Genomic DNA, 18,569 nt, shown 5'->3' on the forward strand with positions numbered 1-18,569 from the left:
TTCAAGGAGTGAAAGATCAAATGGAAGGGAAATTTACCGCTGTTCCATTATAGAAGCATCGCATAGAATCCGCTTCATACCAAATGAAATGTGTGGGTTTATCATACTAATAGAAGCGAATAACCTCTAAAAGTTGTTCGCTTCTTGTTTTTCTAGTGATTACTAAATGAATGTTTTAGGGAGGATACAATGAAAAGTTTCTTATATGAGTCATTACCTAGTCGGATCGTGTTTGGGGTAGGGGTAATAGAAAATATTCGTGAAGAAGTAGAAAATTTAGGGCTAAAAAATGTTCTCATTATCACTACTCCTGGTGAACACGAAGTGTCTATTGGCAGAGAGATAGCAGGAATTCTTGGCGAAATTTGTCATGGATTATATTCAAATGCCGTTCAACATGTACCAATCGAAAGCGTAACGGCTTCAGTGAACTATGTTAACGAGAATAAAATTGATGGGCTGATAGCTATCGGTGGAGGGTCATCCATGGGATTAGCGAAGGCGAATGTACTTGAAACTGGACTTCCGATCTTAGCCATTCCGACTACTTATGCCGGTTCAGAAATGACTCTGATTTGGGGGATTACCGAAAAAGGAGTGAAGAAAACCGGGAAAAATCTGATTGTTAAGCCAAAGACGGTGCTTTATGATCCAGCTCTTACGACTAGTCTGCCTGCAATACTCTCAGTGACAAGCGGAGTCAATGCGATTGCCCATTGTGTGGAAGCGCTATATTCTGAAAGTACCAATCCAATTACTTCGCTAATGGCTGAGAATGGCATCCGTTCATTAGTAAAAAGTCTGCCTAAAATTATTGAAAACCCGCTCGATATGGAAGCCAGATCCGACGCACTGTATGGAACATGGTTAGGTGGTACAGTTCTAGGTACTGTTGGAATGGCGCTGCATCATAAACTTTGTCATACACTTGGGGGATCTTTTGATCTTCCACATGCGGAAACCCATACGGTGGTACTGCCTTATGTCATTGCTTATAATGCTGATCATACACCAGAAGCGATCCAAGCAATATCACGAGCAATTGGATCTGATCCACAGGATGTAGCAGGTTCTTTATTCGATCTGATTCAATCATTAGGTGTACCTGTTTCATTAAAGAGCATCGGGCTGACAGAAGGTGATTTAGATAGAGCAGCCGAGTTAGCAACGAAAAACCCTTATTACAATCCGCGCCCAGTGGATCGGGAATCCATTCGTACTTTACTTGAATGTGCGTATCACGGGAAGCGACCAGTGGCAGGACGGATTCCGGTGAAATAAGTCTGGATAAATATTTTGTGAAAAATAAATTGGGTGAAGAAATAAAAGTCTTAAAATAATGGACAAAAGTTCATCATTGCTTTGCTTTTATGATAATGTCTTGAATTGCAATGAATAAGGAGAGTCTATTCACTAAATTGAAACAAACTGACGATATTATAAAGAAAGGGCGTGCAATGTTAGATGGAAGCCCAAGTAAATAAGGTTATTGAGGAATTAACGATGGGGAAATTAGTTATAATAGTCGATCAGTCTGGTCATGGGAAATTAACTGGTCTTGTGGACCATACTTCACCTAGTCAAATAAATTTCATGGTAACTAAGGGTCGTGGAATGGTTAGTGTCGGAATTGAAAAGCAACGAGCCTCTAAGTTGGAACTATCTCTTCAAGATTCAGCTTATACGAATCATAGCACACCATCTTATTCCATATCAGTAGATGTTGCTGGGACAACAACAGGGATATCAGCATTTGAACGTTTTGATACGATAAAAGCGATTATTAACCCAAACAAACTTTCAAGTGATTTTAAAAGACCTGGTCACGTTTTCCCCGTTATTGCTCATCAGGACGGTATTTTCGGTAAACAAAGTCATATTGAAGCTGGAATTGAACTTGCAAAACTATGCAATTCCTATCCTTCGGTCGTCATGTGTGATGCCTTAAACGAATATGGAGAAATTTCAAATTATGAGGAGTTAGAAACGTTTGCTGAGAAATTTCATTTATCGATTTTATCCATTGATGATGTATTACTACATTGTTTAAATAGTCAACAAATTATTCGTATTGAAAAACAAACAAAAGTAAAAAATCGTATCGGAGAATTTGAATTACAAAGATTTTCAAACAGGCTGGATACTTATTCTGACTATATCTTCTATCATCAGAATTTACAGGATAAGGGGGTTACTTTTGTTTATCTTCATAAAGAGTGTGATTTTTGCGATTCAGGTGTTTGTGATTGTCATTCTTCCCTTAATATTAGTTTATATAAAATAAAGCACTTGGGTGGGGTGATTGTTTATATCAAACACAGAGAACAAACAGCTATACTCTCCCGCTACATCTCTATTTTATCTAAGCAACTTTTAAATAGATTTGGAATACGCCTTGAAAATGATACTTTTGACGGACCTAGTATGGTTCATGTTTCAGAGAAAGTGAAAATATCTATGTAAGCATTACAAAAATGAGAGATTTTAATCTTTCAAATAAATAAAAGGGAGCGGTAATAATGACATAAGAGGCAAATCAACAACTATTTAAAGAGATGATGGGGAGTTACCCGACAGGTGTAACAATCGTAACAGCGACAAATCATGATGGCAACCCAGTAGGGTTAACTGTAAACTCGTTTGCTTCCGCTTATTTGGAACCTCTTATGGTTCTTTGGTCAATTGACCATGAAGTATCAACGATTAAAAGATTTACAGAATTAGGAAAATTCGCTATTCATATTCTTGCAGGGGGCCAGCAAGAGCTTTGTAAGATATTTGCTAGCAAAAATGTGGACCGCTTTAATGCATGCAAGTGGGACTATTCCCAAAATCAACTACAGATTATTGAAGGTCCGTTTGCAGTCCTTGAGTGCGAAACATTTAAAACCGTAAAAGCAGGTGATCATACGATTTTAATTGGAGAAGTAACTAATATTCAAAAGGACGAAAAGGATCCGATGTTGTATCACCGTAGACAATTTGGGCCAATTCCAGTTGAATTTTACCCAGTAACTAAATAAAAATAAAAAGGGAATCAAAAGGGCAACATTTCCTTTATTTATAGGTATGAATGTTATTAAATCAAGGGTTCATACTTAAAAAGGGGCGGTTCAAAGTTAGAAATTTAACTTTGAACCGCCCCTTCTTGTACATATTGCTAGAAACAAAGTGTCCTTGACATCATCTAGATGGATTCCAATAAAATCGCCATTCCCTGACCGCCGCCAATACAAAGGGTTGCTATCCCAAATTGGGTATGGCGATTGATCATTTCATGGATAAGCTTTGTAATGATGACAGCACCAGTAGCCCCGAGTGGATGTCCGAGCGCAATCGCCCCGCCATTTACATTGACTTTTTCAATATCCAAATCAAGTTCCTGAATAACTGCCAATGATTGCGAAGCAAACGCTTCGTTTAATTCAAAGAGACCAATATCCTTTAGTCCTAGACCCGTTTTCTCCAATAACTTATTGACAGCAGGAACGGGACCTATCCCCATATATCGTGGGTCTACACCAGATACGGCCCAATTTTTCACTTTTGCAAGTGGTTTCAAGCCAAGAGATTGGGCTTTCTCTTTTGTCATTAATAGGAGAGCACTTGCGCCATCGTTCCGGCCACAGGCATTCCCTGCGGTTACTGTTCCATCTTTCTTGAATACAGGTTTTAAACCTGCAAGTTGTTCTAAAGTGGTTTCCCGAAGATGTTCGTCTTTCGCAAATAGGATCGCTTGCCGTTTGTTTTTCACTTCAATCGGGACAATCTGAGAATCAAATTTCCCATCATCCCACGCTTGTTTTGCCCGCTTCTGGCTTTCTAGTGCAAAGATGTCCTGATTTTCACGACTAATTCCATACTTTTCTGCTACGTTTTCAGCTGTAATACCCATTCCCAAATCTTTTCCGTACATTTCAATCGGCTGCTGCCCGTTCTCAAGATTAGAGTCAACGGTATATGGGTTTCCTTCTCCAAAACGGGCATTGCGGAGATAGATTGGCGCCCTGCTCATGTTTTCCGTACCCCCGGCAATCACCACCTCATCCGGGTGGAAGGCAAGATGCTGAACCCCGGAAACAACCGCTTGAATCCCGGAAGCACAAAGGCGATTCACCGTTTGTGCACTCGCTGAAATAGGGATACCGGCACGAAGACTAGCCACACGAGCCACATTGGAAGATTCGGTTGATTGTCGTACTTCTCCCAATATTACTTCATTGACAGAGTCCGCTGCAAGCCCAGCAGCAGCAAGTACATCCTTGATGACTGCTGCTGCCAAATCACCTGAATTTACGGATTTTAAGCTTCCTCCAAATTTTCCAACAGCTGTTCGTTTCGCTGCAACAACTACATATTCATTACCCATCATAATTCCCCTTTCTACTAAACTTGATATTTTGATAGATTTGCTGAAACGATATACTCAGCAGGTGTGATTTCTTTTAGTTCTTGTTCCGTGATTTCCTCTGATATTTCCTCTAAAATCATTTTTCCATTCTCAAAGCGAAACACAGCAAGTTCAGTAATTAAAAGTCTGACTACGTTTTTTGCTGTAATGGGATACGTACACCTTTGAAGGATTTTTGGTTCACCGTTTTTCGCACAATGCTGGGTCGTCACAATCACTTTTTTTGCTCCAGCAACAAGATCCATCGCTCCGCCGACGCCAAGAATATCTTTCCCAGGAACAGCCCAATTGGCGATATCCCCGTTTTCGGCAACCTGTAAAGCACCGAGGATGGCGACATTAACATGGCCGCCGCGGATCATGGCAAATGACTCGGAGGAGGAAAAGTAGGAGGCACCTACTTGCGCTGTCACGGGTAATTTGCCAGCATTAATGATTTCCGGATCAAGCTCCTCTTTTGAAGGGGTAGGACCTACTCCAAGCAGCCCATTTTCTGTATGCAAGTAGACATTCTTTTCCTTCGGTAAAAAATCTGCGACTAAGGTAGGGATTCCAATTCCTAAATTGACAATATTGCCATTGCTGATTTCCTTGGCCGCTCGAATCGCCATTTTTTGTTTACTGTTCATGCGAGTTTTCTCCCTTCACAATATAGTTGACAAATAAATGAGGGACGATAATTTCTTCTGGATTTAGGTCTCCCACTTCGACAATTTCCTCCGCTTCGACAATCGTGATTTTCGCAGCTTTTGCCATATCCGGATTGAAATTACGGGCTGTTTTTGAAAAAACAAGGTTGCCATAGCGGTCTGCTTTCTTTGCCTTAATAAGGGCTACATCTGGACGTAGTGGGAGTTCGAAAACATATTCTTCGCCATCGATCACGCGGGATTCTTTATTCTCTGCAAGTAGTGTGCCAGCCGCAGTTTTTGTATAGAATCCACCAATACCTGCACCGCCAGCACGGAGTCGTTCAGCAAGTGTCCCTTGGGGTACAAGTTCCACCTCCAGCTTGCCTTCATTGACATAACGCACGGCATCGATATTGCTAGTAAAGTAAGAACCGATGGCTTTGGTGATTTTGTCTTGCAGCAAGATCCTCCCAAGTCCTTTTCCACCAGGCTCTCCAAGGTTATTACTAATCATAGTTAAACCATATACAGGAAGCTCACCAAGCGCTTCGACTAATTTTAATGGACAGCCAACAAGGCCAAATCCGCCGACAGCGATGGTATGGCCATCCTTAATTTTTGAGATCGCATCCTGAATTGTGACAACCTTACTCATTTTATATCCTCCTTTTAAAAATTATTGTTATGTTTTGTGTAATGGTTGAGTTTTGTGTGTTTATAGTGTACACTATGCGTACATAAATACGAATAGTGTATTTTAGTTTTATTATAAGTAATTTTCAGAAAATAGGCAATAGGATTGTCTGAGGTAATGCGTTATTATTTAATAGGAAAAAGGAGAGTGGGATAGTTGTACGAGAAAACAGAAGCTAGTTATTTCGTCCATTCTGTTGCGAAGGGGTTTGCCGTTTTAACGGCGTTTGACTCCAGTTCTAACTTGATGTCTTTGAGTGATTTAGAAAGAAAAACAGGGATTAATAAGGCAACGGTTAGAAGGTTTGCACTTACCCTGGTCGATCTGGGATACCTAACCGTAACAGAGGATAATAAATTTAAATTAAACCCAAAAGTATTGAATTTCGCTGCACATTATTTAGAATCACTTAACTTGCCTGATTTAGCCCATCCAATCCTTGAAAGAATTTCCACAGCCATCAAGGAATCGACCAATCTAGCCGTATTGGATGGTGCTGAAATTGTTTATGTATTGAGGGTAAATGCTGCGAAAAGAATTATTGGAACCAATTTAAGGGTAGGGTCGAGGCTGCCTTATTACGCGACTTCTTTGGGGAAAGCCCTTGTTGCTTGGCTTCCGCTGGAGGAGCGAAAAGCAATTTGGGAACAAGCGTCGGTAGAAGCTTATACCGAGCAAACGATTACTGAATTTGACCAATTCGAAATTTGTCTGGAGGTATGCCGTAAAAAGGGCTATGCCGAAGGGAACGATGAATTAGAAGTGGGTTTAAGGTCGGTTGCCATCCCTATTTTTAATAAAAAAGGTGAAACGATCGCCGCCATTAACATTTCAACAAACTCTAAAAGAACCTCAGAAGAAAAAATTAATGACCACTTTCTGCCGCTTTTAAAAGAAGGCGCGGAAGAGATCAACAAGCTTGTTAGCATGTTAGGTTAAGAAGCAGAAAATTAAGACAAAGGACTTGCCGATAAGTTGTTTTCGTTCCTTCAGAAGAACAAAAGAGAAGCTAACCAAATATAAGAATTCTAAGTGCTCACAAATGCTTTTTGTGAGTTTTTTTGTTTTTAAGCAATGGTTGATAGGTAAAATGTACGTCTATAGGTAATTAGGTTAATATAAGGTAATGTTGACAAATAAATATTTTTGGTGTTTTTTGAAAAGAAAGCCTTGAAGGTAAGTGCTTTCCTTAAAAACAGTTTCAAAGTAATCTGGAAATAAAAAATTATTTACTAATATAGTAGTTTGAGATAAAATTTATATTGCGCTTAATCTTTTTTAAGAGCGGGGGACCCAAATTTGTTATGCGGATATTTTCGCTATTGGTGAATTCTTAAAAAGAAGGGGCTTATTGTTTCCCATAGTCCTAACCTGAAAGCTAACCTCGTAAGCGATTGAGAGGAAACAGTATGATAAAATAGTGATTCGGCAATTGCCGTTTTTTTGTGTTACGTAAGTATCTATTTGTTTCCTTACCGTAGAAATTCGTTTAGCTTAAATCAACAAGAAGGGTAGGGTAATTAATGAAAAAAATCAAATCAAGTTTAGCAAGTCAAATTTTTATCGGTTTAGTATTAGGTATAATTGTCGGCGGGATATTCTATGGGAGTGAAACGGCACAGAGTGTCTTACAGCCATTTGGTGATCTTTTTATCCGACTAATTAAAATGATTGTCGTGCCGATTGTACTTTCTAGTATTATCGTTGCGATAGCTGGTGTGGGGGATTTGAAATCTGTTGGTAAGTTAGGTGCTAAATCACTTACTTATTTTATTGGGATGACATTGCTAGCAATCGCTGTCGGACTTATATCTGCCAATATTTTTCAACCTGGTGCTGGTCTAAATATGGACAAACTAGAGCAAAGTGATATTTCAGGCTATGTACACACATCAGAAGAACAAGAAGGAAAATCAATTACCGATACACTACTTCATATTGTTCCGACAAATCCGGTTAATGCCATGGTTGAAGGCGATATGCTAGCGATTATTTTCTTTGCCGTCGTACTCGGTCTTGGAATCGCAGCGATAGGAGAAAAAGGAAAACCGGTTTTACGTGTCTTTGAAGGTGTGGCAAGTGCCATGTTTTATGTGACGAACTTATTTATGAAATATGCTCCAATCGGTGTCTTTGCATTAATCGGTGTAACGATTTCTAAATATGGTTTTTCATCACTTCTCCCATTAGGGAAGTTAGCACTTACTGTTTATGGAACAATGATTTTCTTTGTCATAGTTGTTTTAGGCTTGATGGCCAAAATCGTTGGATTAAATATCTTTAAATTATTGAAGATGATCAAAGAAGAGTTAATATTGGCTTTTTCAACAGCAAGTTCGGAAACCGTACTTCCGAAAATTATGGACAAAATGGAGCAAGCAGGAAGTCCAAAACATATTGCGACTTTCGTTATTCCAACAGGTTACTCTTTTAATTTAGATGGTTCGGTTTTATATCAAGCAATCGCGTCCTTATTTATTGCCCAAATGTATGGAATTGAACTGAGCATTGTACAGCAAATTACACTCATGTTAGTCTTAATGGTAACGTCTAAAGGGATGGCAGGGGTACCTGGTGTATCATTTGTGGTTCTATTAGCTACATTTAGCACAATAGGTTTACCTGCAGAAGGATTAGCATTTATTGCTGGTATTGACCGTATTCTAGATATGGGACGTACTGCAGTTAACGTGGTAGGAAACTCATTGGCAGCAATTGTAGTTGCGAAATGGGAAGGTCAATTTAATCCTCCTGTTGAAGTCGAAAAAATTAAAAAAGCTTCATAATATATTCCATTTGATAGATTTCACTGTTAGCAAAATTCGTAGGTGTCTGTCTCTTTTAGTAATCGAAAAGAGACAGGCACCTTTTTCATTTTAAAACATTTGAGATTATTTTTTGTTTTTACCTTACCAACTTACTAAATATCATATAGACGGTTATATGGAATATAAAGTATCATTAAAAATAAGAAAATTTTCACTAGTTTATCTAAATTATATGAATCTATCACGATGATCCATGAAAGAATTGAGGAGGAATTATGAGGTTTGGTACGAAACTCTATGCGAGCATAGGGACATTACTATTGTTCATTACGATAATCGTAATGATATTAATGAATATGCTTGAACAATCAACCGTCAAAATGAATGTCGTGATCAATGATTTAAATGAGAGAATCGAAATTTCCTCCACGATTAAAGATGAGACTTTAAGAACATCAAGAGCGCTGACGATGATTTTGAATGATCGCAGAGAGGAAATCAATTCAGACCTGTTGAATGCATGGGGAAATTCAAATGTAAGCTTACAAATGGCGATTGTGTCACTAGAGAAAAAAGATACACAAGAGAAATCGCAGGAACTCATTGGGAAACTTAAAATCTTACATGAGTCTTATCGAAATATGGGTCAGCAAGCGTTGATGGAAAGGAAACTTAATCCTAACGCTGAACTAACTCCTGCTTTTTTGACTGATCTGGAACTTTACAGTCAGAGAATGGCTCAAATGGCAGAATTGCTGCATGGCTTACAAGAGCAAGGGATGAAGAATGAACTGTTACGTTCCAAAGATACCTATAGTTGGGCTGTTGAAAACATTTATATCTACCTGGTGATGGGCTTACTCATCGGTATAGTTTTTGCGATATGGATCGTAAAGAGTACCAGCAAAAACCTCAACAAGGTAACAAATGTGATGAAACAGGCCGCATCCAGTGATTTTGATACCTTGCCACGCATTGAGATTACCTCAAAAGGGGAACTGAGTGAAATCGCTGTGGCCTTTAATAAAATGGCCAATGCACTAGAGAACCATAGTAGAATCGAGAAACAAGTAAAAGAAGAAGCAGAAGAGCAGAGCTGGTTGAATACAAAAATTGCAGAAATTGCCACACTGTATCCAGAAGTAGAAAATGTGGAGATGCTCTCAGATATGCTCATCACAAAGCTGGTCCCTATGGTAGGAGCAAGTCACGGAGTTTTCTATTTAAAAGAATCAGATAAAAGCGGCCAGTATTTAACACGACTGTCTTCCTATACCTCAACAGCTGTTGAGCAAGAACGAAAGCAATTCCGTTTAGGAGAGGGACTAATTGGGCAATGTGCACTTGCTAAACGCCCCTTCCATCTGAACCAAGTTCCCGACGATTATTTAAAAATCGGTTCAGGTTTGGGAGAAGCTTCTCCAAAAACGATTGTCATTTTACCAGTATTATTTGAAGAAGAAGTACTTGCAGTGATTGAAATCGCTACTTTTGAAACGTTAACCCCATTGCAAATTAAGCTGCTTAAAGAAGTGAATAACAATTTAGGTATAAAAATTAATAGTATTATCAACCACATGAAGGTAGAACAATTATTGCAGGAGTCGCAAGCGTTAACAGAAGAACTACAAGCTCAATCAGAGGAGCTCCAAATGCAGCAAGAGGAGTTACGAACTACGAATGAAAAACTAGAGGAACAATATGAAGCGTCTAAACAAAAGAACTTCGAAATACAAGAGGTTAGTGCGGCGCTTGAAGAAAAAGCACAGCAGTTGATCCTTAGTTCTCGATATAAATCTGAGTTTCTAGCAAATATGTCCCATGAACTAAGAACACCTTTGAATAGTTTACTTATTCTAGCTCAAATCCTTTCTGAAAATGGAGAAGGGAATCTGACAGCTAAGCAGCGGGAATATATTAAAACCATTCACTCCTCCGGTAATGATTTACTAAATCTAATCAATGATATTTTAGATTTGGCAAAAATAGAGTCAGGTAAACTAGATGTGATCTTTAATGAAGTCGAACTAAAAGAGGTAAGTGATTCTATTTATCATCAATTCTCACATATTGCGAATCAGAAGAAGGTTCATTTTAGGATCGAAATGGACACTGAATTGCCAAATACTTTCTTGACCGATGAACAACGTTTACAGCAAATATTAAAAAATCTCCTTTCCAATGCATTTAAGTTTACGGAGAATGGAAGTGTTTCATTAAAAATCCGCAAGGTTATAAAAAATAGTACGGGGTATAGCGGGGAACATCAATCACAACCGATGCTTGCTTTTTCCGTCATTGATACAGGTATTGGAATTGAAAAAGAAAAACAAGAAGCCATTTTTGATGCTTTCAGACAAGCGGATGGTACGACAAGCAGGCATTATGGCGGTACGGGATTAGGTCTATCCATAAGCCGGGAACTTGCTAGAATATTAGGCGGATTTATAGAAGTTACAAGTGAAATTGGGATGGGAAGTACATTTACTTTATATCTGCCAAACCGGCAAAGGAATAATAAAGTAGTTACTATTGCTGAGGCTCAAATGGAAGCGGCAGTCGGTTTGGAAGAGACCTACTTAATGAACAGTCAGGATCGTGCTCTAAAGGAAGAGCCTATGATTTCACATGGGAAATCGATTCTTAAAAACAAGAAAATTCTTATCGTCGATGATGATATTCGGAATGTATATGCCCTAACGATTGCATTTGAAAATCACGATATGGAAATCTTGGTTGCTGAAAACGGCAGGGAAGCGCTGGAAGTGTTAAAGGATCATCCGAATACCGACCTAATTTTAATGGATATTATGATGCCAGAAATGGATGGATTTGAGGCAATCCAACATATTCGCAAGATAAACATATTTGAAACGATACCGATTATCGCCCTTACCGCAAAAGCGATGAAACACAGTAGAGAAGAATGCCTGGAAGCAGGTGCTACTGATTATATTAGTAAGCCGATTAATTTGGACCAGTTGTTCTCGTTAATGCAGGTTTGGCTGTTTACGAAGGAGGGGTAAAAAATCACACAGGTAAAATCAGACGAATCTCATTTTCTCGTAAAAGCCGAAGAAATCGAGAGAATTGAAATTGATTTATTGCTCGAAGCGATATTTCGCTATTATGGATATGATTTTCGAAACTATGCCTTTCCTTTCATTCAAAGAAGGATTAACCATAGAGTCCAGATTGAGAGACTATCCAGTATATCGGTACTGCAGGAAAAAATCCTTCGGGAACCAAGTGTGATGGCAAGGTTACTTTCCGACTTTTCCATCAATGTGACGGAGATGTTTCGAGATCCATCCTTTTTTAAGAGTATCCGGACAAAGGTGGTCCCGATCATCAAGGAGTATCCGTCCATTAAAATTTGGCATGTGGGTTGTTCATCGGGTGAGGAAGTGTATTCGATGGCAATCCTCCTGCAAGAGGAAGGAATCTACGATAAGACAAGAATCTATGCAACCGATATTAACAAGAATATTCTCGAAAAAGCAAAACAGGGTGCCTTTCCGTTAGCAGGGATGAAGCTCTACACAAAAAACTACATTGAGGCAGGCGGGAAACGTGCTTTTTCAGAATATTATAAAGCCATTGACGATAAGGTCTGCTTCCACCCATTTCTTCAGAAAAATATGGTTTTTGCCCAGCATAATGTTGTATCGGATCATTCTTTTAATGAGTTTGATATCATAATATGTCGAAATGTACTGATCTATTTTAATAAAAACCTTCAAAACGATGTTCATCACTTATTATACGAAAGCCTATGTACCTCAGGTTTTCTTGGATTAGGGAAAAGAGAGGGGGTTAAATTTACACGTTATGAAGACTGTTACGGAGAATTTGATGGACCCGAGAGGATCTATCGAAAAGTTAAATAATACTTCTGCGCAAAAGGTGAATATTTTAATGGTGGATGATCATCCAGAAAACCTTTTGGCATTAGAAGCGGTACTCACATCACCCACCTACAATCTTATTAGCGCCAATTCAGGGAAAGAAGCGTTAAAATGTATGCTTCAATATGATTTTGCGGTGATTTTACTCGATGTTCAAATGCCTGGACTAAACGGCTTTGATACAGCCAAGCTCATAAAGGCGAGAGAAAAGACAAAAAATATACCGATTATTTTTATTACAGCCATTAGTCAAGAAATGGAACATGTTCACCAAGGATACTCGGTAGGAGCGATTGATTATATTTTTAAACCCTTTCAGCCGGAAACATTGAAAAAGAAAATCGAACAGTTTGTCAAAATTCATCAGAACCATCAAGAAAACATTATTCAAACGGACCTGGGACATTTGTTTGAGCTGAATAAAGTCAACAAAAGATTGGATCGAACCACTCTCAATTTACGCCGGACAGAGGCATTATCAAAAGCCATAAGTGAAACCATCACCGATACCATTGTGTCATTTAATAATAAAGGTTCAATTCTTTCCGTGAATCCCGCCGTGAGAAGCATGTTTGGCTATCAGCCAAAGGAATTGGTGGAAAAACACGTTCTTAAACTTTTTCCAAAATGGGAGGAAGAAGTGTTAGGTGATTCATCCTCCTCGTTCTTTTCGAGGATTAGACAATCGGAAGGCAGGATCATTGAAGTCGTTGCTTGTCGAAAGGATAAGAGTTGCTTTTATGCGGATCTGTTAATTGCATTCACTATCATTGAGGATGAACAGATTTTTGTTTGTACCATTCGGGATGTAACAGAAAGAAAGCAAATAGAAGAAGTGAAAAAACAAAGGTTTATAAATTTGGAACAGATTGTCGAAGAGCGGACGCTAGAGCTGACCAAGTCCAATTTGAAACTGCAGAAAGAAATTGATGAACGAAAAAGAATGGCCGACCATCTGTTTCGTTCCCAAGAAAGGTTTCGAATAATCTTTGAATCCAGCCCTTGCTTAATGGCGATTTTATCGCAGCAGGATCTAACTTTTATGGAGGTTAATGCCAGCTGGATAAAAAATACTGGTTATAGCTGGGATGAATTGATACATCAAAAAGCAAGTAGTAAGAATTTGATTGATGATGTAACGGAAACGTATATTGATATATATAAAAAAGTTAGTAACAAAAAAGTCAGGTATGAGACGAAAAAGGGGGAAATTCGATCAGGATTATTATCTACTGAATTAATCGATATCCATTCTGAACCATGTATACTGATTGTTTTGACCGATATTACGGACAGGGTACATCTTGAAAATGAAATGTATCGACTGGACCGCCTAAATTTAATCGGAGAAATGGCAGCAGGGATTGCCCATGAGATTCGTAATCCGATGACAACTGTTCAAGGATTTTTACAATTAACCAAGAATAAAGCCGACAAATTATCGACGGATATCATCGATTTAATGCTAGAGGAATTGAATAGGGCAAACTCTATTATCACGGAATTTTTGAATCTCGCAAAAAATAAGGTCAGTGTTAAAAGGAAACAAAACTTGAACACCATTATTGAAGCTTTATCTCCTTTGATACATGCGGAAGCACTGCGTTCGAATAAACAATTGAAGCTTGAATTGGGTGAATGTCCTGACATTTCTCTTGACGAAAAAGAGATTCGCCAGCTAATCTTGAATATTGCCTTAAATGGTTTAGATGCCATGACTTCAAATGGAAATTTAACCATTAAAACATATCAGGACAAGCAAACGGTGGTTCTACAAATTAAAGATGAAGGTCAAGGTATCAGCCCTGAAGTTTTATCAAAATTAGGTACACCTTTCTTCACGACAAAGGAAACAGGAACAGGTTTGGGGTTGGCGATCTGTTACAGTGTAGCGAAACGGCATGATGCCCAAATTGAAATTGAAACAGGTGATGAGGGTACCACTTTCTGTATACGATTTCAGGACCCTTCCATCAAACCCGACGCGTAGGTTGATTCTTTATTACCGAAGAAAGGGGGAAGGATACCTTGTGGAAGAAACGGAAAATGATATTGGTCACTGTTGCAGCCATTTCTGTCATGGCTCTAGGTTTTCTAATTGTAACCTATGCTGAAAATAAGCCCACTGTGGTGGTTGTCATAAAGGAATCAAACTCAGAATATTGGCGGGTTATGAAAGCTGGAATCGAAAAAGGGTTTAAAGACTTTAACATCAATGGTAAGGTGGTTGTTCCTAGTAAATCAACACCTGAAGAACAGGCAAAGCTATTAAAGAAGACGTACAGTGAAAAGCCTGATGTAATCATTGCAGCACCTATCGGTTCTTCTGTAAGACAAACATTAGAATCATTTGCTGATGTTCCTATTTTACTGCTAGATACCGATATGCCTATTCGAAATAAAACAGCGTATATTGGAACCAATAATTTAGAATTAGGTAAACAAGCGGGAGCCTTCCTAGCCTCGCAGTTGCAGCCAGGAGATAAGGTAGCCTTTATTGGCGGCGATTTGTCGGTCCCTGTTTTTGGGGAGCGGTTGGAAGGTGCTGCCATTTCATTACAAAATGCTGGTATCAAAGTTACACATATAAAATCAGGGATATCGGATATCCAAAAGGTTCAAAGTGTGGTATCAAAACTTTTGCGTGAGCAGCCAGATATTCAGGGTGTCGTGACCACAAATGACCCGATTGCATTACAGGTCATCAAGGAGTTCGAGGAACAAGGACTTGTGATACCAGTGATTGGGCCGGATGGTCTTACCGAAATGCTTGAATTCATCGCAGATGAAACCATTCCTGGCACCATGGCCCAAAACCCGTATGATATGGGATATTTAAGTGTTGAAACTGCGAAGAAAGTGATAGAGGGGCAAACGGTAGATAGTTTCGTAGACAGCGGTGTAGATATTATTGTAAAAGAGAATGCCGAGCAAAGATTATATTTTTATGAGAAATTAGTGAAGTAAGTACCTATCGGCATTTCAGTAAAACTTAAAAAAATAGATCTAGAGGTAAATACCATTAGTGTAAAAGCTAATGGTATTTTGTGTTTAGCAGTGAATTATACCATGATTCGAACAAATTATGTAAGTGAACAATAGCTGCTTATTTTTGCTTAAAAGAAAGCTCGGAGTAGTGAACGAGAAGAATATTAAATTGAAAATTTACGTCTTTGATTTCACAGTAATCCGAGGAGTATCGATGAAGAAGAATATAATTCTTACCATCGTAATGAACGTATTGATTTTCCAAAAATAGCACTCCTTTTAATAATTTTTACATGTTATGTAAAATAAATCACCAGTAATGGCTCCACCTGCGCCAATTACTATGATAGCCACACATGCTACCCCCACTACTAATAGAATAATCAATCATTGTTAAGTGCTTGCTGATTTGATGTTAAGGTTCTGTAAATCATGGATGAAGTCGTTTTTTTTTCGTTCGACTGGAAATAATGATAAAAAAAGAATTGATGTTGGCTCTAGAGCATATTGAATGAGACCAATAGCTAGGAGAATTAACAATGTATGAAATAACCGTAAGACTCCCAACCAAAAAGATTGAGAGTATCATTCCCCATTTATATCAAAAAGGATACTATCAAACCTTTTACGAGGTTCCATTGGATGTGGTGACCGATGCCAATGGATATGCCTTTGTTGAAAAGAGGAATGAAACGACAGAGCTTAATATTTATATAAACGATTTTATCGAAGCAACAGAACGACGTACGTTAGTAGAATTATTGGACATTGAAGAATCTAGTTTGGTTGTGAAGGAAGTAAATGAACGGATTTACCAGCAAACATTTGATGATATTTTTCTCGAGAATGGCTGGGTCATCACGACACCTGATAGAAGGAATGAGTACAACAGAGAAAAGCGAATTGTTCTGGACTCCCAAGGGAATTTTGGGACAGGCTATCATCAAACGACAAGGGATTGTTTGTACTTCATTTTAAAACATGACTTCAACGGATCAAGTGTTGCAGACATTGGAGCAGGTTCAGGGGTATTAAGTGTGGCTGCTGCCCTTAAAGGAGCAAGTTTGATCGATACATATGATATTCAACCGGTTGAAAGGGAAATTTTATATCAATGTGAATTAAATGGTGTTAAGCCGGTTAATGTGTTTCAAAGTGATTTAATCAAGAATAAAAATCGAATCAATAAAGAATATGATTGGATCTTTCTTAATATTGGAACCCAAGAAAATATCGATATCCTGAACGCCCAAAGACTTTTAAATTATAGGAAAACTACCTTTATTTTATCAGGCATGCTTGAATGGAATTCCCATCTTGTGGAGACGAAGTTAATAGAAGCAGGATTCAGGTTGGTGGAAAAGAAACAAAGTAACGAATGGGTGACAAGCCTTCTTAAAGCAATCTAACTTTGTGATAATATTTTCTTAAATAGACAATGGAAAAGCCAATGATTGTGTTAGAATCATGGGCTTTTTTCGTCATGGAGAAAGAGTTTCATACAGTCCAACAGGAGCAATAGGCAAGAGACCACTTCTTTGGTATTTCACTTCAAATACAAGTTCGTTGGATATGCCCCACTAAAACAGGCGATACAGCGGCTGCTGGTGTCTGCTACATTTACATCAACCGCCTCTAATAATCCTTCCGTACTTAAAAAAGCTAAAGAATCTGCCCCAATCACTTCTCCCATGGCTTTTTCATGTTCATGTTGGTTGGCAAAAAGGTCGTCTTTTGTTGGCATATCCACTCCATAAAAACAAGGATTTTTCACCATCGGGGAACTAATTCGGACATGGACCTCTTTGGCACCTGCCTGACGAATCAATTGAACGATGCGTTTACTTGTTGTTCCTCGAACAATCGAATCATCGACAAGGACGACTCTCTTATCCTCAAGGATTTCTCGAACAGCACTTAGCTTTAAACGAACAGCTAAATCACGCAATTCCTGGGTTGGTTCAATAAATGAACGGCCTGCATAAGGGTTTTTGATGATCCCCATTTCATACGGAATTCCTGAATGCTGTGCATAACCCATGGCTGCGGGGACACTAGATTCAGGAACGGCTACCACAACATCTGCTGATACTGGATGTTCCTTTGCGAGAATTTGCCCTAAATCTTTCCGGATGGTTAATACACTTCTTCCATGAATTACACTATCTGGACGAGCAAAATATACAAATTCAAAGGAACAAAGGGAAACCTCGCCCTTTTCGGCAAATCTTCCTGTTTGAATACCCTTGTCATCAATGAGAAGCCACTCACCTGGTTCTACGTCTCTCCAGAACGTAGCATCAACCGCATTTAATGCACAAGTTTCAGAAGCCGCGACAATCGATTCGCCTATTTTTCCGAGGCTAAGCGGGCGTAATCCATGACGATCTAGGCCAACGAGCATTTGTTTATTTGTCATGATCAATACTGCGAATGAACCATCAATCCGCTTTAGAACATCAGGACTAGCTTCGTTAAAATATTTTTTACTAGAACGGGCTATGAGGTGAGCAATGATTTCCGTATCCGTTGTTGTCTGAAAGATAGCACCTTGTTGCTGGAGCACTTTCCGTTCGATATTGGCATTCACAAGATTCCCGTTATGAGCAACTGCCAAATCACCCTCACTATATTTAAAGACAAGGGGCTGTGCGTTTTGTAATAAACTTGCACCAGAAGTGGAATAGCGTACATGACCAATGGCCATATTTCCACTTAATCCATCAAGGGTCTCACGGGAAAATACCTGGGTAACTAATCCCATTCCTCGGTGATGCCTGAATGATTTCCCATCAGTAGCTACAATTCCTGCACTCTCCTGACCACGGTGTTGAAGTGCATGAAGTCCATAATAGGTTAAATGTGCAGCATTGGGGTGATTAAAAACACCAAATACCCCGCATTTATCCTTCATTTCTGAATCCATTTTGTCTGCCTCCTGTGGTGTTCATTCCCTTATTTTTATCGAAAGAAAATTTTCTATCCTTTTATATTCATTTTCTAATAGTCAGCGTGTAACAATTTAATTTTTGTTGGTTAATAAAAGTAAAGGAATGTCATTCAGGACAACATAAAATCATGCAATCTAGGAAAATTGGCCAAATCAATTTTTGGGGTTCAAGTCTCGAACAGGTGAACCAGCAAATTAGTGACCTCCAAATCTGGACA

General features: G+C 38.8%; 15 protein-coding genes and 1 riboswitch. Of the genes, 10 read left to right on the top strand and 5 right to left on the bottom strand.

Annotated elements, in window-relative coordinates; translation table 11 throughout:
* The first annotated feature begins 189 nt into the window (after positions 1-189).
* From AC2TFD_RS12940 to AC2TFD_RS12950, 3 genes are all read left to right on the top strand, one after another.
* The gene (locus AC2TFD_RS12940; protein WP_484675865.1) at positions 190-1,281 is read left to right on the top strand and encodes a maleylacetate reductase; all 1,092 of its coding nucleotides are present in this window, start codon (positions 190-192) and stop codon (positions 1,279-1,281) included.
* Between the two features lie 183 nt (positions 1,282-1,464).
* The gene (locus tag AC2TFD_RS12945; protein WP_484675866.1) at positions 1,465-2,463 is read left to right on the top strand and encodes a 3,4-dihydroxy-2-butanone-4-phosphate synthase; all 999 of its coding nucleotides are present in this window, start codon (positions 1,465-1,467) and stop codon (positions 2,461-2,463) included.
* 95 nt (positions 2,464-2,558) lie between these two features.
* Positions 2,559-3,023 carry a flavin reductase family protein gene (locus AC2TFD_RS12950; protein WP_484675867.1) on the top strand — a complete coding sequence of 155 codons (465 nt, stop codon included), beginning with the start codon at positions 2,559-2,561 and terminating at the stop codon, positions 3,021-3,023.
* Positions 3,024-3,187: 164 nt separating this feature from the next.
* Here AC2TFD_RS12950 and AC2TFD_RS12955 read toward each other — a convergent pair whose 3' ends face one another.
* The 3 genes from AC2TFD_RS12955 to AC2TFD_RS12965 are packed head-to-tail and all read right to left on the bottom strand — an operon-like array spanning position 3,188 to position 5,698.
* A complete protein-coding gene (locus tag AC2TFD_RS12955) occupies positions 3,188-4,369 on the bottom strand; it encodes a thiolase family protein (RefSeq protein WP_484675868.1) in 1,182 nt (393 codons plus the stop codon).
* Between the two features lie 17 nt (positions 4,370-4,386).
* Positions 4,387-5,040 carry a 3-oxoacid CoA-transferase subunit B gene (locus AC2TFD_RS12960; protein ID WP_484675869.1) on the bottom strand — a complete coding sequence of 218 codons (654 nt, stop codon included), beginning with the start codon at positions 5,038-5,040 and terminating at the stop codon, positions 4,387-4,389.
* Positions 5,030-5,698 (bottom strand): CoA transferase subunit A, encoded by a 669-nt coding sequence (locus AC2TFD_RS12965; RefSeq protein ID WP_484675870.1) that lies wholly within the window; start codon positions 5,696-5,698, stop codon positions 5,030-5,032. The genes AC2TFD_RS12960 and AC2TFD_RS12965 overlap by 11 nt, the downstream gene beginning before the upstream one ends.
* 195 nt (positions 5,699-5,893) lie before the next feature.
* Here AC2TFD_RS12965 and AC2TFD_RS12970 point away from each other — a divergent pair, with 195 nt between their 5' ends.
* The 6 genes from AC2TFD_RS12970 (at position 5,894) to AC2TFD_RS12995 (ending at position 15,380) form a co-directional block, all read left to right on the top strand.
* Complete coding sequence (locus AC2TFD_RS12970) at positions 5,894-6,676, top strand: IclR family transcriptional regulator domain-containing protein (RefSeq protein ID WP_484675871.1); 783 nt, start codon at positions 5,894-5,896, stop codon at positions 6,674-6,676.
* Positions 6,677-6,992: 316 nt separating this feature from the next.
* Positions 6,993-7,145: riboswitch (cyclic di-AMP (ydaO/yuaA leader) on the top strand.
* 115 nt (positions 7,146-7,260) lie between these two features.
* Positions 7,261-8,523 (top strand): cation:dicarboxylate symporter family transporter, encoded by a 1,263-nt coding sequence (locus AC2TFD_RS12975; protein WP_484675872.1) that lies wholly within the window; start codon positions 7,261-7,263, stop codon positions 8,521-8,523.
* Between the two features lie 257 nt (positions 8,524-8,780).
* Positions 8,781-11,531 carry a response regulator gene (locus AC2TFD_RS12980; protein ID WP_484675873.1) on the top strand — a complete coding sequence of 917 codons (2,751 nt, stop codon included), beginning with the start codon at positions 8,781-8,783 and terminating at the stop codon, positions 11,529-11,531.
* 3 nt (positions 11,532-11,534) lie between these two features.
* Positions 11,535-12,395 carry a CheR family methyltransferase gene (locus tag AC2TFD_RS12985; RefSeq protein ID WP_484676306.1) on the top strand — a complete coding sequence of 287 codons (861 nt, stop codon included), beginning with the start codon at positions 11,535-11,537 and terminating at the stop codon, positions 12,393-12,395.
* Positions 12,361-14,403 carry a PAS domain S-box protein gene (locus AC2TFD_RS12990; RefSeq protein ID WP_484675874.1) on the top strand — a complete coding sequence of 681 codons (2,043 nt, stop codon included), beginning with the start codon at positions 12,361-12,363 and terminating at the stop codon, positions 14,401-14,403. Before AC2TFD_RS12985 ends, AC2TFD_RS12990 begins: the two co-directional genes overlap by 35 nt.
* A 38-nt stretch (positions 14,404-14,441) precedes the next feature.
* Positions 14,442-15,380 (top strand): sugar ABC transporter substrate-binding protein, encoded by a 939-nt coding sequence (locus AC2TFD_RS12995; protein ID WP_484675875.1) that lies wholly within the window; start codon positions 14,442-14,444, stop codon positions 15,378-15,380.
* 139 nt (positions 15,381-15,519) lie between these two features.
* Here the strand turns inward: AC2TFD_RS12995 and AC2TFD_RS13000 are convergent, their stop codons facing one another.
* Positions 15,520-15,666 carry a hypothetical protein gene (locus AC2TFD_RS13000; RefSeq protein ID WP_484675876.1) on the bottom strand — a complete coding sequence of 49 codons (147 nt, stop codon included), beginning with the start codon at positions 15,664-15,666 and terminating at the stop codon, positions 15,520-15,522.
* A 274-nt stretch (positions 15,667-15,940) separates the two neighbouring features.
* Between AC2TFD_RS13000 and AC2TFD_RS13005 the strand changes: the two genes are divergently transcribed.
* Positions 15,941-16,810 carry a 50S ribosomal protein L11 methyltransferase gene (locus tag AC2TFD_RS13005; RefSeq protein WP_484675877.1) on the top strand — a complete coding sequence of 290 codons (870 nt, stop codon included), beginning with the start codon at positions 15,941-15,943 and terminating at the stop codon, positions 16,808-16,810.
* A 137-nt stretch (positions 16,811-16,947) separates the two neighbouring features.
* On the opposite strand, the gene purF is transcribed toward AC2TFD_RS13005, so the two are convergent.
* Positions 16,948-18,327, bottom strand: a complete 1,380-nt coding sequence (purF, locus tag AC2TFD_RS13010) for an amidophosphoribosyltransferase (RefSeq protein ID WP_484675878.1) — start codon at positions 18,325-18,327, stop codon at positions 16,948-16,950.
* Positions 18,328-18,569: the final 242 nt, after the last annotated feature.

It is taken from the genome of Neobacillus sp. plas4, from assembly GCF_057221695.1.

What these genes read in the sequence shown, in the direction of transcription:
- AC2TFD_RS12940 (WP_484675865.1), top strand. Translation starts at nt 190, where the DNA reads ATGAAAAGTTTCTTATATGAGTCATTACCTAGTCGGATCGTGTTTGGG.
- AC2TFD_RS12945 (WP_484675866.1), top strand. Translation starts at nt 1,465, where the DNA reads ATGGAAGCCCAAGTAAATAAGGTTATTGAGGAATTAACGATGGGGAAA.
- AC2TFD_RS12950 (WP_484675867.1), top strand. Translation starts at nt 2,559, where the DNA reads ATGGGGAGTTACCCGACAGGTGTAACAATCGTAACAGCGACAAATCAT.
- AC2TFD_RS12955 (WP_484675868.1), bottom strand. Translation starts at nt 4,369, where the DNA reads ATGGGTAATGAATATGTAGTTGTTGCAGCGAAACGAACAGCTGTTGGA.
- AC2TFD_RS12960 (WP_484675869.1), bottom strand. Translation starts at nt 5,040, where the DNA reads ATGAACAGTAAACAAAAAATGGCGATTCGAGCGGCCAAGGAAATCAGC.
- AC2TFD_RS12965 (WP_484675870.1), bottom strand. Translation starts at nt 5,698, where the DNA reads ATGAGTAAGGTTGTCACAATTCAGGATGCGATCTCAAAAATTAAGGAT.
- AC2TFD_RS12975 (WP_484675872.1), top strand. Translation starts at nt 7,261, where the DNA reads ATGAAAAAAATCAAATCAAGTTTAGCAAGTCAAATTTTTATCGGTTTA.
- AC2TFD_RS12980 (WP_484675873.1), top strand. Translation starts at nt 8,781, where the DNA reads ATGAGGTTTGGTACGAAACTCTATGCGAGCATAGGGACATTACTATTG.
- AC2TFD_RS12990 (WP_484675874.1), top strand. Translation starts at nt 12,361, where the DNA reads ATGGACCCGAGAGGATCTATCGAAAAGTTAAATAATACTTCTGCGCAA.
- AC2TFD_RS13005 (WP_484675877.1), top strand. Translation starts at nt 15,941, where the DNA reads ATGTATGAAATAACCGTAAGACTCCCAACCAAAAAGATTGAGAGTATC.
- purF (WP_484675878.1), bottom strand. Translation starts at nt 18,327, where the DNA reads ATGGATTCAGAAATGAAGGATAAATGCGGGGTATTTGGTGTTTTTAAT.